The sequence below is a fragment of the Streptomyces sp. NBC_01460 genome (genome assembly GCF_036227405.1).
Classification (GTDB): Bacteria; Actinomycetota; Actinomycetes; order Streptomycetales; family Streptomycetaceae; genus Streptomyces.
Genome location: NZ_CP109473.1, coordinates 5,159,146 through 5,172,683, shown reverse-complemented (window position 1 = coordinate 5,172,683; position 13,538 = coordinate 5,159,146). Strand labels below are relative to the sequence as shown.

11 protein-coding genes are annotated in these 13,538 nt (G+C 72.2%); 3 read left to right on the top strand and 8 right to left on the bottom strand.

The features are described 5' to 3' along the window. Nucleotides 1-156 precede the first annotated feature (156 nt). Nucleotides 157-1,170, bottom strand: coding sequence for a MarR family transcriptional regulator (locus tag OG488_RS23405; RefSeq protein WP_329232113.1), 1,014 nt, complete (start codon nucleotides 1,168-1,170; stop codon nucleotides 157-159). A 568-nt stretch (nucleotides 1,171-1,738) separates the two neighbouring features. On the opposite strand from OG488_RS23405, the gene OG488_RS23400 reads away from it, so the two are divergent. Further along, nucleotides 1,739-2,200, top strand: a complete 462-nt coding sequence (locus tag OG488_RS23400) for a hypothetical protein (RefSeq protein WP_329232111.1) — start codon at nucleotides 1,739-1,741, stop codon at nucleotides 2,198-2,200. 40 nt (nucleotides 2,201-2,240) lie between these two features. On the opposite strand, the gene OG488_RS23395 is transcribed toward OG488_RS23400, so the two are convergent. The 3 genes from OG488_RS23395 to OG488_RS23385 all read right to left on the bottom strand — a co-directional run bounded on the left by OG488_RS23395 (nucleotide 2,241) and on the right by OG488_RS23385 (nucleotide 5,991). Further along, the gene (locus OG488_RS23395) at nucleotides 2,241-3,857 is read right to left on the bottom strand and encodes an ADP-ribosyltransferase domain-containing protein (protein WP_329232109.1); all 1,617 of its coding nucleotides are present in this window, start codon (nucleotides 3,855-3,857) and stop codon (nucleotides 2,241-2,243) included. 225 nt (nucleotides 3,858-4,082) lie between these two features. Next, a complete protein-coding gene (locus OG488_RS23390) occupies nucleotides 4,083-5,384 on the bottom strand; it encodes a hypothetical protein (protein ID WP_329232107.1) in 1,302 nt (433 codons plus the stop codon). 97 nt (nucleotides 5,385-5,481) lie between these two features. After that, a complete protein-coding gene (locus OG488_RS23385; RefSeq protein WP_329232105.1) occupies nucleotides 5,482-5,991 on the bottom strand; it encodes a SigE family RNA polymerase sigma factor in 510 nt (169 codons plus the stop codon). 193 nt (nucleotides 5,992-6,184) lie between these two features. On the opposite strand from OG488_RS23385, the gene OG488_RS23380 reads away from it, so the two are divergent. Beyond that, nucleotides 6,185-6,865, top strand: a complete 681-nt coding sequence (locus tag OG488_RS23380) for a macro domain-containing protein (RefSeq protein ID WP_329232103.1) — start codon at nucleotides 6,185-6,187, stop codon at nucleotides 6,863-6,865. A gap of 103 nt (nucleotides 6,866-6,968) precedes the next feature. Further along, nucleotides 6,969-8,711, top strand: a complete 1,743-nt coding sequence (locus OG488_RS23375) for a serine/threonine-protein kinase (RefSeq protein ID WP_329232101.1) — start codon at nucleotides 6,969-6,971, stop codon at nucleotides 8,709-8,711. Between the two features lie 28 nt (nucleotides 8,712-8,739). Here OG488_RS23375 and OG488_RS23370 read toward each other — a convergent pair whose 3' ends face one another. From OG488_RS23370 to OG488_RS23355, 4 genes are read right to left on the bottom strand one after another with little or no spacing between them, the layout of a single operon-like run. Then, nucleotides 8,740-9,792 (bottom strand): hypothetical protein, encoded by a 1,053-nt coding sequence (locus OG488_RS23370; protein ID WP_329232099.1) that lies wholly within the window; start codon nucleotides 9,790-9,792, stop codon nucleotides 8,740-8,742. Between the two features lie 11 nt (nucleotides 9,793-9,803). Further along, entirely contained in the window at nucleotides 9,804-10,739 is a 936-nt protein-coding gene (locus tag OG488_RS23365; protein WP_329232098.1) for an N-acetylneuraminate synthase family protein, read from the bottom strand. Nucleotides 10,740-10,751: 12 nt separating this feature from the next. Continuing rightward, the gene (locus OG488_RS23360) at nucleotides 10,752-11,996 is read right to left on the bottom strand and encodes an acylneuraminate cytidylyltransferase (RefSeq protein ID WP_329232096.1); all 1,245 of its coding nucleotides are present in this window, start codon (nucleotides 11,994-11,996) and stop codon (nucleotides 10,752-10,754) included. Nucleotides 11,997-12,016: 20 nt separating this feature from the next. Beyond that, nucleotides 12,017-13,402: a DUF6716 putative glycosyltransferase gene (locus OG488_RS23355; protein ID WP_329232094.1), complete on the bottom strand. Its 1,386-nt coding sequence runs from the start codon at nucleotides 13,400-13,402 to the stop codon at nucleotides 12,017-12,019. Between the last annotated feature and the right edge of the window lie 136 nt (nucleotides 13,403-13,538).

Genomic DNA, 13,538 nt, shown 5'->3' with positions numbered 1-13,538 from the left:
GTAGGCCCATCACGCCCGCAACTGGCCACAGATCAACAAAAGTTCAGCCGCTTAGAGGAACAATCGCTGGTGCTGCAGCGTGTGACGGATGCTGCCGCTGGGTAAACTGGGCCGTTTTCCACCGCGATGGGCAAGGTGCGGCACGCACCCACGGAGTCAGGGGAGCCTGAGAAGCTCACGGAGGGTGCCGACGTAGGCCGTGACGTCACGCCCGCCGGGCGGCGGCGCGGTAGCGGCCTCTGTTGCCGCTGCCGGAACCGCTTCCGTCACCGCGTCCTGGGCGGGCGTCCGGCAGGAGCGGCAGAGCCCGTCCGGGAGCGCCTCGACGCGGCCGGGCGCGCCGCACTCCACGCACTCGACCATCGGGCGGGGCGCGGGTGCCCCCGGCGCTTCCGGGGCCGGTGCGGCGGCCACCCTGGGCGGGATCTGGTCGCGGAGCCGCTTCCGCACGAAGCCGACCGGGGAGCCGATGGCGTCGGGGAGCCCGGCCGCCAGGGCCCGGATCAGGTACTCCTCGCCCACGCCCCGCGCGAGCCATGCGGCGGCCAGGCCCTCCAAGGCGGAGCAGTCGGCGGCGGAGAGGGCGAGGCGGGCGTCGGTCCGGCCGAGACGGGCGAGGGCGAGGTACGCGGGTGAGGGGCCGGAGGTCTCGGCGGGCACGGGGCCGGGCTCCTGGGTGCGCTGCCGCGGCACCGGCGGGGCAGGGACGCCAGGGGCGGCCGGAGGAGCGGGGGCAGGGGCGGACGCGGAGGTCGGCGCACAGCCCGCCGAGCCGGTGAGGAACGCGGTCCACCACTCGTTGTCGCGGGCCGTACGGGACCAGTAGGTGCGGGTGATCCAGCGGACCTGGCTTCCGCCCGCCTCGGCGGGCATCCGTACGTGGCGCAGGTGTCCTGCCACCCCCAGGGCTCTCAGGGCGCTGCCGACGGCCATCTGGCCGTACAGCGGCAAGCTCCTGGCCAGCGACTTGATGTCCATGGCCGCACCTTCGGGCAGGTGGTCCACGTAACCGGCGACGTACCGCTCGCGCTCCGGCAGCAGGGCGAAGTCGTCGGGGCGCGCCGGGCGTTGGTCCGGGGCGGAGCGCTTGCCGTAGCCGGGATTGGCCTTGGCGTAGGGGCGGGAGAGTGCGGGTGCGCACGGGCCGGAGTTAGGGTGCTCGATAGCCACGGGATCGATCCTGTTCGATCGTGGGGTGAGACCCCGGCCTGGTGCTTCGAACACCGCGCCGGGGTCGTTCAGTTGGGGGCACCGTAAGCAGTCGCGACTCTGCGCCGCAAGTCGGTCACGATGAGTCATATTTTCTGACCGTGACGGGGTCGGGAGGTGGGGAAGGTTCTTTCCCACCCTTCTTTTCCCACCCGGATGAGGACACGTCTCGACTCCCGGCCCTCGGATCCCGGCCCTCGGATCCCGAAGCTCAAGCGTCGGGCCCGCGCCCCGCGGCTATCCCTCGGACGAGTGAACCAGCGATTCCGGAGCTCGGGGGCCGAGCTTCGGGACCCGAGCACCGGGACCGGCTCCGTCCCGGACCGTCGACGAGCTCACGCCATCGGGCCCCCACGGCTGGTGCGTTCGCATACCGTGCCCTCATGCCGCACGAGCGCACGCACGGCGGCTACCGGAGGGGCGGCCCGCAGGCGGCGGTCCCTCCGGAGTCCGACCGGCAGAACACGCCCCGACCGCGCACCACACCCCTGCGACGGCACACGCGCCGACGACAGAAAGGGCACCTCCGTTGACCAGTGGTTCCCGCAGCGCCCCGTCCACGCTCCTCCACCGCTTCGACCGGACCTTCCGCGTCTGGCACTACGGCGTGAGCCACTCCTCCCTGTTGCTCCGTTCCCGCATGGACGGCGTGGAGGACTGCCGGCTGGATCTCCTCTTCGAAGCGGTCGAGTCCATGCAGCTCGTGAAGCGTTACGAGGGGCTCGAACTCCACTCGGTCGACGACTCCACGTTCTCCCGCGTCTACGAGGAATCCGGCGTCCCGCCGAAGTGGCGGGGCACACGCCTCGTGGTCCACCTGAGATCCCGCAGCGGCACGGGCTACGTGCAGTGCGGGCGCGTCGTCGCCGACCGGCACCAGGACGACGAGGGGGAGACGGAGCCGCGGGACGTGGTCTGGAGCCTGCGCCCTTCCGGCCTGCGCGTCCCCGGTGCGCAGGCCGGGGGCACGAAGGCCGGTACGCCGGGCTGAGGGCGGGCGAAACCGTGCCCGGCAGGCACCACACGGTGCCTCAGGACACGAGGGTCTGTTCCGCCAGCTCCTCCAGCTTCACGGTGAACAGGCCGCTCTTGTCCGCCTTGACGTCCGTCACCCTGAGCTGTGTGCCCGGCGAGAGGATGTACTCCTCCTCGCCGGTGAAGGCGGAGAAGCTGCGGATGCCCACCGCCCGGACGGGGGTCACCTCGAAGAGCGTCCGCCGTCCGCGTCCGCCGAGGAACGCCCGTGCCACACCACGCTCGGACGTGCACGAGGACACGCCCCACCAGGTCACGGTCCGGCCGAGCGGGTACTGCGCCCGGAGGTCGAGCGCGACTCCGCGCCACAACGGCTCCGTACGGGCGGGGAGTCGGGACACCGCCGAGAACAGGAGCCGCAGATAGGGCAGGTAGGGCACGACCCGGTCCCGGTCCGGGGAGCGCAGGACGGCGTTGATCTCCCGGTAGAACGCGGACTCGCAGGTGTAGAGGTGCAGGGCGGCGATGGCGTCGGCGGAGAGCTCACCGGCCGTCTCCTCCACACGCCTCTTGCCGAACTCGTGCGAGCGCAGGACGTGACGGTCGATGCCGGCCAGCAGGGAGGCCACCGGGCCGACGGCCTCCCGGAAGTCCAGGAGCGGGGTGTCGAACACACCGGTGATCGCGGGGAGGACGAGACCCTCGTCCTTGACGCTCGCCAGCCGGTCCAGATAGAGCTGGTGCAGCTCCATGGTCGACGCGATGAACGCGCCCATCCGGTCCGCGAGGGCCCCGCCCTCCCCGCCGGCCCCCACGTCGTCCGCGTTCCACCCCTTGCTCGGCAGCCAGTCGATCTCGTCGGCACCCATCGAGGCGAGTGCGGCGTTGACCGTCCCGAAGTGCTCGCCCTCGCAGAAGACGTCGCCCTGTGCCGCGGGGTTGGGGTGGTCGATGTGCCGGACCTCGACGTCGGGGTACTTCTTCTGGATGCGGAGGACGACGTTCTTCAGGCTCCGCGCATGAGCCCCCCACCAGGCGAAGACGACCCCGCGGTCCTCGTCGTCGGCGTTCTGCTTGGCCCTGAGGATCTCCTCGACGATCCGCTCGACGGCCGGACGCCAGAACCTGGTGTGCTGGTCGGTCGCCATCGCGCCGTCACCACTGGCGGTGAGCGCCGCGTTCAGCAGCAGCACCCCTTGGGTGAGCATCGCCTGGAACCACTCCGGCGGCTGGACGGTGTCGTGCTCCTTCAGGAGCGCGCGCACGTCGGCGATCGGGGTCTTCTTGGGTATGCCGTACTTCCACATCGCCGCGGCCTTGATGATGCAGCGGATGCTGACCACCCGGCCGAACTGGCTGTCCTTCCAGTCGTGGAAGGTGTTGTCGAACATGGCGATGCCGGTGGCGCTCTCCGGCCGCGGGTAGGGGTTCTGGCCGAAGACGACGACCTTCCACTTGTGCGGCGGATTGGGCTTGAGCGCCTGGAAGGTCAGCTCGCGCACGGGGACGACGCCCGCTCCGCGGCCCGGACCGATGAACTCGGCCGCGTCCGCACGGGACTCGATGACCGGCTTCAGCAGCGGAAGCCACGGTTCCCCGCCGCCCTCGAAGAGTGCGGCCAGGGCCAGGGGGTCGTTCGGGTCGGGCTGAGCAGGGGTGGTGGCATCGCTCATGGTGAAGGTGCTCCGCGGTGTCGGTCCGTGCTGGGGCATGACATCGGCGGGCCGTGTCGTCCTCACATCCGGCCCCCGCATGTGAGGACGAGTTATATCCCCGGGCACTGACAGCCGCGCCCTCCCCTGTGGATCCGCGGCGGAGTCCCCCGCGGGTCCGCGACGGACGGCCGCGGGCTCCCCACCCCTGGCGGGACACCCGCGGCCTGATCCGGACGGGAGGCTCTAGCGCAGCCACACCCCGCTCGTGGCGATCTTCTTCAGTTCGGCGATGCTCAGGGCGGGGTCCTCACGGGAGGCCGCCTCGTTCTGGTTCCCCGTGTTGAAGGCGGAGATCACCACCCGGAAGCCGTCGGGGCGCATCGTGTCGGCCGACCACATCTTCACGCCCGCACCGCCCTTCTCCCCCGCGTCCTTGCGCGTCGCGACCTTCGTACCGTCCGGCAGGACCTCCGCGTCGGGGCCGAAGAGGTCGCCCTCGACGCCGGACATGCCCTGCTGGACGTTGATCTGCACGAAGCTCCGGCCCCGGCCGTCGTCGACCACGACGTACGCGTACTCCCCCTCCTGCTTCCCCGAGTCCTTCACCGTCAGCCGCGCGGGGAGCTGCTCGGTCAGCTCGGCCAGGATCTCCTCGCCGCTCTGCCCCTGCGGGATCGGCTGTTCCAGCGGCTGCTCCACGGGAGCGGGCAGGGACGCGGCGACCGGGTTCCAGGCCTCGGACCGGACCAGTGCCGTCAGCTGCTCCGGCGACAGCGGCGGGGTGGGCCGGCTGACGGGAGCATCCTTCTCCGCCGCCGCGTTCCACTCGGACACCGTGATCCGGTACCCCTCGGGTGTCAGCAGGTCCGCGTACCACCGCTTGGTCTCCACGCGCCGGTCCGGGTACTCCCAGCCCTGGAACAGCACCAGGTGCGACCCGTCCTCCAGCGTCTTCGCCGAGCAGGCCTCGAACGGGGTCAGGTTCTTGTCCGGGCAGGAGAGATCGTCCTCGTTCGGCGGCGCCTCGGGGTCCTGTCGGCTCAGCCCCACCGACACTGCCGCCTTCCCGTGGCCGTCGTCGTACACGACGGAGGCGAAGGGTGCCCGCAGTTCCTTCTTGTCGCCCGTGCCACGGGTAACGGGGATCTTCGGCCGGGTGACCTCCCCCTCCGGCAGCAGCCCTTCGAGCACCCTGGTCACCTCCTGCGCGGAATTTGGGCTCTCCGACGCACCCTTGTCACCGCCCGCGACCTTGGTCGACTGCGACCCCACGGCGGCCCCGTCGCCACCGCCCTGCGACCCGCCCCCGCCTCCGCCTCCGCCTCCGGTGACGAACGACCCGCCGAGACCGATCACGGCCAGCGCCATCGCGCTCCCGGTCACCACGGCGCTGCGGCGCAGCACCGTCCGGCGCCGGCCGCGCGTGACCGCTCCGTCGACGAGCGGTCGTCCTGCTGCGGAGAACCCTTCTCCCGTCCGCTTCATCGCCGCGTCGAGCCGGCCCTCGAAGGCGCTCCGGTCCTCCTGCGCGCCGTTTTCGGACATGCGTCCACCACCGTCCTCATACTTGGGAAAGGAAAAAGAATCAGGAAGAAGCGCGAGAAGATCGCGGTGCCCGGACAGGCTCGGCGCCCGGACGGGCTCAGTGCACGGCCAGCTCGCCGATGCTGTCGCCCAGTTGGTCACGCAGCCGGGCGAGCGCACGGGTGCTGCGGGTCCGCACCGCCGCCGAGCTGACGTGCAGCGCGTCGGCGGTCTCCACGACCGACCGGTCCTCCCAGTACCGCAGCACGATCACCGCGCGGTCCTTCGGCGGCAGACCGCGCAGCGCGTCGAGGAGTGCCACCCTCAGGGACGCGTCCCCGGCCGACTCCCCCGGCCGGTCCGGCAGTTCTCCGATCGGGCGCTCCCCGGAGGATTTCCTGCGCCGGTACCGGAGATAGCAGCGCACCAGGACGGTGTGGGCGTACGCCGCGGGGTTCCCTATGCGCGACGAGCGCCCCCACATCGCGTACATCCGGCCGAGCGTCTCCTGCACGAGATCCTCGGCGAGATGCGTGTCACCGCCGGTCAGCAGGCACGCGGACCGGAACAGAGGCCCCATACGCGCTTCCGCGAACTCACGGAAGGCGGCCTCCTTGGGCTGTCTCATCCGTCACCCCCTCTTTCTTCCACACCCTCTAGATGCGGTGACCGCCGGAGAATGTTTCATCCCCGCCGGCGAGATCTGCCGGGAAGCCACGGCACGGTCCGGGACCGGCGGCAGAACCCGCCGCACCCGTCGATGTCAGTGGTGCGCAGTAGCGTCGTGAGCAGTGGAGAACACCTCTCGATCGGAGTGCAAGATGACCGCGAACCGTGTGCAGTCGCAGCCTGTCCGGGTCGTCCTGACGGACCTGAACTCCGCTGTCGTGGAGGCCTGGCGCGCCGCGTTCGCCGATACGCCGGAGGTCGAGATCAGGAAGGGCTCCATCCTCGACGCGAAGGTGGACGCGTGGGTCAACCCCACCAACTCCCGCGGACGCATGGACGGCGGAGCGGACGCGGCCATCAAGCGGCACCTCGGCGCCGGCATCCAGCTCCGGGTCCAGCGGGCGATCCGTGACGGGTTCGGCGGGAGCCTCCCGGTGGGGAGTTCCGTCTGTGTGCCCTCCGGAGCGGTCGAGCCGACGTTCCTCATACCGACACCGACGATGGCGGAGTCCTCGCAGAACGTCAGCGAGACCCTGAACGTGGCCCTGGCCTGCGCCGCCGCGTTCCAGGCGGTCCACCAGCAGAACAAGAGGGCGCCGGGCAGCATCCGGTCGGTGGCCCTCGTCGGCATGGGGGCCCGTACCGGCCGGGTGCCCGCGCGTGTCTGCGCCAACCTGATGTGGACGGGCTACACCCTGTTCAACGACTTCGTCTTCGCGGACTACGACGACCTGCGGAGCACCGTCATCGCCCAACTCGACGACATCGAGGCCGCTCCCGCCACGGAGCGGGTCCGCATCGCCCCGGCCGGCCGGGGCGCGGCCCGCCGCTGAGAGGACACACCGACCAGGAGCGGATCCAGTAACGAGCCCTGCAGGCACTCCACTTAGGCTGCTGCCGTTGGCCAATGCGTCAAAAGTGGGGGGTACACGGCTGATGAGCCATGCCGCAGAGGTCTTCCAGCCGCTCCAGTCCGACGATCCGTCCTCGGTGGGGGGTTACCGGTTCGCCGCGCGACTGGGCGCCGGGGGGATGGGCCGGGTCTATCTGTCGCACACGCAGGGCGGCCGCCCCGTGGCGATCAAGGTGGTCCGGCCGGAGTTGGCCGACGATCCTGACTTCCGAAGACGGTTCGCCCGGGAGATCAAGGCGGCGCGGCAGGTCAAGGGGGCGTACACCGCCGAGCTGATCGACGCCGACGCCGACGGCGTACCGCCGTGGCTCGCCACGCTGTACGTGCCGGGGCCGTCGCTGACGGAGGCGGTGACCCGACGCGGTCCGCTGCCGGTACCGGCCGTGCTGTGGCTGATGGCCGGGGTGGCCGAGGCGTTGCAGGCCATCCACGCCGAGGGCATCGTGCACCGGGACCTGAAACCGTCGAACGTGCTGCTGGCTCTCGACGGTCCACGGGTGATCGACTTCGGTATAGCGCTGGCCGCCGACGGGACGTCGTACACCGCGCCGGGGAGCACGATCGGCACGCCTTCCTTCATGTCACCGGAGCAGGTGTCCGGCGGTGAGATCACTCCGGCGGCCGACATCTTCGCGCTCGGTCAGACGGCGGCGTTCGCGGCACTGGGGCGGACGCTCTACGGCGACGGTTCCGCCGTCAACGTCCAGTACCGGATCCTGCACTCCGCACCCGAGCTGTCGCTGCTGCCCGAGTCGCTGCGTCCGTTGTTCGCCCGGTGCCTGGCAGCCGAACCGGCGGAGCGCGCCACGCCCGCGGAGGTGGTGGAGTGGTGCCGGCAGCGCCTGGGGGCGGAGGCCGACGCGGGTGGGGGGCCCGCCGTGTGGCGGGAGGTCGCCGGGCCGCGGACGGTGGTACCGGCGCCGGTGCCCGACCCGACCCCGGCCTGCCCGCAGCCGCCGGAGCTCGCGCGTACGGCCGGGACCGCACCGGCGCCCCTGCTCGCCCCGCCTCATCCGCAGCCGCAGCCGCAGCCGCAGTCCGGGTGGCCGCAGAAGCAGCTGACGGTGGAGGAGCGCAGGGCCCGCAGCCGGCGCACCGTGCTGGTCACCGCCGCCGCGGTGACGGGAGGCGCACTGCTGGTGGCGGGGCTGGCGTGGACCCTCACGGATGTGCTGAACCGGCTCGGTGACCGGGACACAGCCGGCTCCGGGACGTCCGCGACGGAGCCTGCCGCACGGTCGTCCGCGTCCGCCTCCGCGCAGGGCTCTTCCGACGGCCCCTCCCCGGATCAGCCGGACGGATCGGGTTCATCCGGCCCCTCGGCGGTCGGGGCCGGTGACGACGCCTCCGGGAGCGGCGCGTCCGGAAGGGACGCGAACGGGGATCCGTGGCCGGAGGTGTTCGCCCCGGTGACGGTGGACGCGAAGCACCGGCTGAGCCTCGCGAACCCCCCGTCCATGAAGGGCGACAAGGGCGACATCCACCTCAGTTGCGCGTCGGTCAGCTGTGATCTGAAGGGCGAGCACACCGTGTTCATGCAGATCTTCGGAGGTCACGGCACGGCCCTCGACGAGTGCCGTCTCATGCTCCACAGCGCCAGGAGTCACAGCTGGACGCTGGCCGCGGCCGCCGCCGGCACCGAGTTCTGCATGAAGGACGACAAGGGCAACATCGGGCTGTTCGTGGTCCGGACGAAGTCGACCGCCCTGCCGGACCTCGCCTTCCTCCAGGGGGACCTGACCGTCTGGCCGGGCGCGGACCGGTAGGGCCCGGCCGCGCCGGGCTCCCGCTCCCTCACCCCTCCGTGACCGCGGTGACCGCCGTGACCCGCCACGGCGCGAGCCGCTGCACGTCCTTGGCCGTCTCCGTGACCCCGCTCAGGAAGCCCTGGGCGCGGGGGGACGCCGTGTCGCGGAGCCATTCCGGCGCTATGTCGCAGACGGCGACCTTCACGCCCGTGCCCGTGAGGGCCAGCGGGAGGGTGTGGACCACCGTCGACGGGAAGCTCAGGACCGTGTGCCCGATGGGGCCCCTGCGGGCGATGAGTTCCAGAGGGAGGTCCGGGCGGACGATCTCCAGGCCGGTGGCGGATTCCAGGGCGTGGAGCTTGTCGGCGGATTCGCGCCGGTGGGCGAAGTAGCGGGTGGCGCCATGGGCGCGGGCGAGCGAGGTGACCGCCTCCTGGTACGGGACGGGGTCGACCACGCCCGTCTCCACCAGGGAGGTGCCGACCAGGTCGGCGCCCTTGGTGATGAGGGGCGGGCCGAAGCGGTCCCGGGTCCAGGCGAAGGTGTTCGCGGTGACCTCGATGCCGGTGGGAGCCTCCACCGGCATCGCGGTGAACACCTCGACGGACCGGGTCGCCGACGGGGTGAAGCTGCGGCGGGCCGCGGAGGTGACCGGGGCCAGGAGCAGTTCGCGCGGTCCCCCGCTCCCCCGGCGGTGCCAGCGCACCAGGCGTTCGCCACGGGCCAGCTGGGCGACGAACTCCATGGTGGCGGTGCCGTCGTCGACGACCGTGATCCGGCGGGTGCGGACCAGGCTGAGGAGCAGTTGCACGTACCGGGAGAACGGATCCCCGATGACGATGCGGTCGGCCTTGCGGATCAGGCCGGTCAGCGCCCGCAGGGCCTTCAGAGGCGCGCCGTTCTCCCCGCGCGCCTCCTGCCAGCGGACGGCGATGCCCTCGTCGCGGGCCAGCTCCGCCATCCTGCGCAGCTGGCCGCGCGACATCGGGTCGACCGGGGGGAGGACGACGACCGTGGTGTCGTCGTGGCCTCCCCTGGTGTGGGTCCACTCCAGGACGTTCAGGAGCTGGACCGGGCTCTCGACGAAGGCGAGGTTCACCGGTCGGCCCGTCAGACCGCGACCGGCTCGGCGGCCGGCGCGTTCTCGCCCTCGGCGACGACGCCCGCGACCCGGCGGAGCTTCTTCATCGGGCCGAGCTCGGACTCGTAGACCTTCTTGACCCCGTCGCCGAGCGACGCCTCGATGGTGCGGATGTCGCGGACGAGGCGGGTGAGGCCCTGCGGCTCGACGGAGGCGGCCTGGTCGGAGCCCCACATGGCGCGGTCCAGGGTGATGTGGCGCTCGACGAACGCGGCGCCGAGCGCGACGGCCGCAAGGGTCGTCTGCAGGCCGGTCTCGTGGCCGCTGTAGCCGATCGGGACGTTCGGGTACTCCTGCTGGAGGGTGTTGATGACCCGCAGGTTGAGCTCCTCGGCCTTCGCCGGGTACGTCGACGTGGCGTGGCAGAGCAGGATGTTGTCGCTGCCGAGGACCTCGACCGCGTGACGGATCTGCTTCGGCGTCGACATGCCGGTGGAGAGGATGACGGTGCGGCCGGTGGCGCGCAGGGCGCGGAGCAGCTCGTCGTCGGTGAGGGAGGCGGAGGCGACCTTGTGGGCGGGGACGTCGAACTTCTCGAGGAAGGCGACGGCCTCGGTGTCCCACGGGGAGGCGAACCAGTCGATGCCGCGCTTGGCGCAGTGCTCGGCGATGGCGGTGTACTCGGCGTCGCCGAACTCCACGCGGTGGCGGTAGTCGATGTACGTCATCCGGCCCCAGGGGGTGTCGCGCTCGATGTCCCACTGGTCGCGCGGGGTGCAGATCTCCGGGGTGCGCTTCTGGAACTTGACCGCGTCGCAGCCGGCTTCGGCGGCCACGTCGATCAGCGCGAGCGCGTTGTCGAGGTCGCCGTTGTGGTTGATGCCGATCTCGCCGGTGACGTAGACGGGGTGGCCGGGACCGGCGGTGCGGGTGCCGAACGTGCGCAGACGGGAGGTGCTGCTCATGGTGGTGCTTCCTTACGTGGTGGGGGTGTCGGGGGTTTCGGTGGAGAGGGTGAGGGTGGGGCCCAGGAGCCATGCCGCGATCTCGCGGATGGCGCCGGAACCGCCGGGGTTGGTGGTCACGGCGCGCGCGGCGGCGCGTACCGAGTCGTGGGCGTTCGCCACGGCGACGGGCCAGCCCGCCAGGCCGAAGCACGCCAGGTCGTTGACGTCGTTGCCGGCGTAGAGCACGCGGTCGGGAGCGATGGACTGCTCCTCGCACCACTGCTTGAGTGCCAGGTCCTTCCGGTCGATGCCGTGCAGGACGGGGACCTGGAGTTTGCGGGCACGGGCGGCGACGACCGGGTTCTGTTCCGTGGAGAGGATCAGGACCGGTACGCCGGCCCGGCGCAGGGCGGCGACACCGAGGCCGTCGCCGCGGTGCACGGCGACGATCTCGCGGCCGTCGGAGTCGATGAGGACGCGGTCGTCGGTCTGTGTGCCGTCGAAGTCGAGGACGACGGCGTCGATGTCCGCCCGGGTGGGGAACGGTGAGGGGTCCAGGAGCGGCGCGAGGGCGCGGGCGCGGGCCAGGTCGTGCGGGTCGTCGATCTCCAGGACCCGGGCGGGGTCGGTCGGCACGAGCGCGGTGTGGCCGAAGAAGCGGTGGCGGTGGGTGCGGAACCCCTCGACGTCCATGGCGTACGCGGCGCCGGTCTCCAGGTAGTCCTGGGGCCGGTCCTGGCGGCGGGGGCGTACGGCCTTGTCGTGGTTGACGCCGTAGGTGTCGTCCTCGACCGCGCTGCCGTCCCGCCACACGAAGCCGTGGAAGGGGGCGACCGTGACGGCGGTGTCGGCGCCCTCGCGGGCGACGGCGGCGGCGACGCCGTCGATGTCGTCCCGGGTGATGAAGGGGCTCGTGCACTGGACCAGGAGGACCACGTCGGCCTTCCGGCCGTGCGCCGCCGTCTCGTAGGCGTGCAGGGCGTGCAGGACCGCCGCCTCGCTGGTCGCGGTGTCCCCGGCGATGGCGGCGGGGCGCTGGACGCAGTGCAGCCGGGTGTCCTCGCCGAGCGCCTCCGCCGCGGTCCGGGCCGCGTCGGCGATGGCCGGGTCGTCGGTCGTCACGACGACGTCCGTGACCTCGGGCGAGGCGAGGCAGGCGCGGACCGCGCGGGCGACGAGCGGTACGCCGCCGACCCGGGCGAGGTTCTTCGCGGGCACGCCCTTGGATCCGCCGCGGGCGGGGATCACGGCGAGCACGGTGGGGGTCGGGGTCATGGATGCTCCTGAATCGGTGGTCACAGCTCGCCCATCCGCCGGATCACGGGGGCGACCCGCTGGACGCCGTGGCGGTAGGCGCCGCGCGCCGCGTTGCGCACGGTGTCGCGGACGGCGCCCCGGACCCGGCCGGTCTCCTTCGGCGTGACGGCGCCGGGCAGCGGCCGGCCGTCGGGGCCCAGGTGGTGGCGGGCGAGGATGCCGGGGAGGTATCCGGGCGCGGTGGCGGGCGTGTAGTAGGGGGCCAGGGCGGGGAGCGGCCCGGCGGCGAGCAGCGCCGCGACCCGGGCGCGGGCGGTGTCGTAGGCCGTGCCGTAGCTGCCGTCGGCGGCGACGCCCTGGCCGGCCAGCCACTCCTCGTCGGGCTCCGGGCGGCGGCCGCCGTCGAGGTGGTCCCAGGAGGTGATCAGCCCGGAGCCGATGAAGTGGTGGTTGCCGAGTGCCTCGCGGACGCCGAGGTCGGAGAGGATCGCGGTCGGGATCCTCCGGTGCAGGGACTCCAGGGCCGCGGTCGAGGAGACGGTGACCAGCAGGTCGGTGCGGTCCAGCACCTCGCCCATGTGCCCGTAGACGAGGCGGAAGTTGGGCGGCAGGCCGCCGGGGATCCGCTCCGCGAGGCGTTGGTAGGGCAGCTCCTCGATGTGCGTGGTGTGCTCGCCCGGCTTGGAGCGCAGCTTCAGCAGGACCTCGCGCCCGGGGTGCAGCCGGGCGTGCTCGACGAGCCGGCGCAGCAGGTACGTGCGGTCGGCGCGGGACTCGGGGACGGAGGGCTGGGCGGCGAACACCACGGTGTCGCGGCCCTCCAGCGCCTCGTGGGGCTCGCCCCCGAGGAACGGCAGGGCCGCTTCCGTGACGGACGAGGCGTCGGCGCCGACCCCTTCGTACACCGCGCGGAACCGCTCGGCGTCGTGGCGGGAGTTGGCGAGGACGACGTCCGCGCCGTGGCGCAGCAGGAGGCCGTCCGCGAGCTTCTCGTAGACGACCCCGACGTAGCCCGTGACGACGACGGGCCTGCGGGGCAGGTCCAGAGCGGCCAGGCCGTGCAGCATCGCCTGGACGGCGCCGCCGACGAGGGCGAGGACGACGACGTCGTACGCCTCGTCCCGCACCGTGTGCAGGAACTCGACGGCCGTCACCTCGCGCACCCGGGCGGCGTCGACGCCGACGTCACCGACTTCGGCGAGCTGGCGGGGCGTCGGCGTGGCCCGGCCGCGCAGCAGCAGCCCGCTGAGCTCGACAGGGCGCTCGGCCGTGCCGGTCGCCGGGGTCCCGGAGAGGCGGCGCGCGGTGAGCGCGCCCCATTTCCACCGGGTGTCGGAGTCGGCGAGCACGGCTATGCGGAGCGCCGCACGGTCGGCTGCGGGGGTGGCGGCCGGAGAGGCCGCGTCATCGGTACGAGGGGGCACGTCGTAAAAGCTAGGAAGCCATTTCGATCCGCGGCCCAACGCGGTGGCAACAAATGGTTAACAGCCGGTCGACGGTTGGGGATTCCCCTCGGATATCCGCCGATTCGGCTGCGCCCACAAGCGGGTTCACCTTTCC

What these genes read in the sequence shown, in the direction of transcription:
- OG488_RS23395 (WP_329232109.1), bottom strand. Translation starts at nt 3,857, where the DNA reads ATGAGCGATGCCACCACCCCTGCTCAGCCCGACCCGAACGACCCCCTG.
- OG488_RS23390 (WP_329232107.1), bottom strand. Translation starts at nt 5,384, where the DNA reads ATGTCCGAAAACGGCGCGCAGGAGGACCGGAGCGCCTTCGAGGGCCGG.
- OG488_RS23385 (WP_329232105.1), bottom strand. Translation starts at nt 5,991, where the DNA reads ATGAGACAGCCCAAGGAGGCCGCCTTCCGTGAGTTCGCGGAAGCGCGT.
- OG488_RS23380 (WP_329232103.1), top strand. Translation starts at nt 6,185, where the DNA reads ATGACCGCGAACCGTGTGCAGTCGCAGCCTGTCCGGGTCGTCCTGACG.
- OG488_RS23375 (WP_329232101.1), top strand. Translation starts at nt 6,969, where the DNA reads ATGAGCCATGCCGCAGAGGTCTTCCAGCCGCTCCAGTCCGACGATCCG.
- OG488_RS23365 (WP_329232098.1), bottom strand. Translation starts at nt 10,739, where the DNA reads ATGAGCAGCACCTCCCGTCTGCGCACGTTCGGCACCCGCACCGCCGGT.
- OG488_RS23360 (WP_329232096.1), bottom strand. Translation starts at nt 11,996, where the DNA reads ATGACCCCGACCCCCACCGTGCTCGCCGTGATCCCCGCCCGCGGCGGA.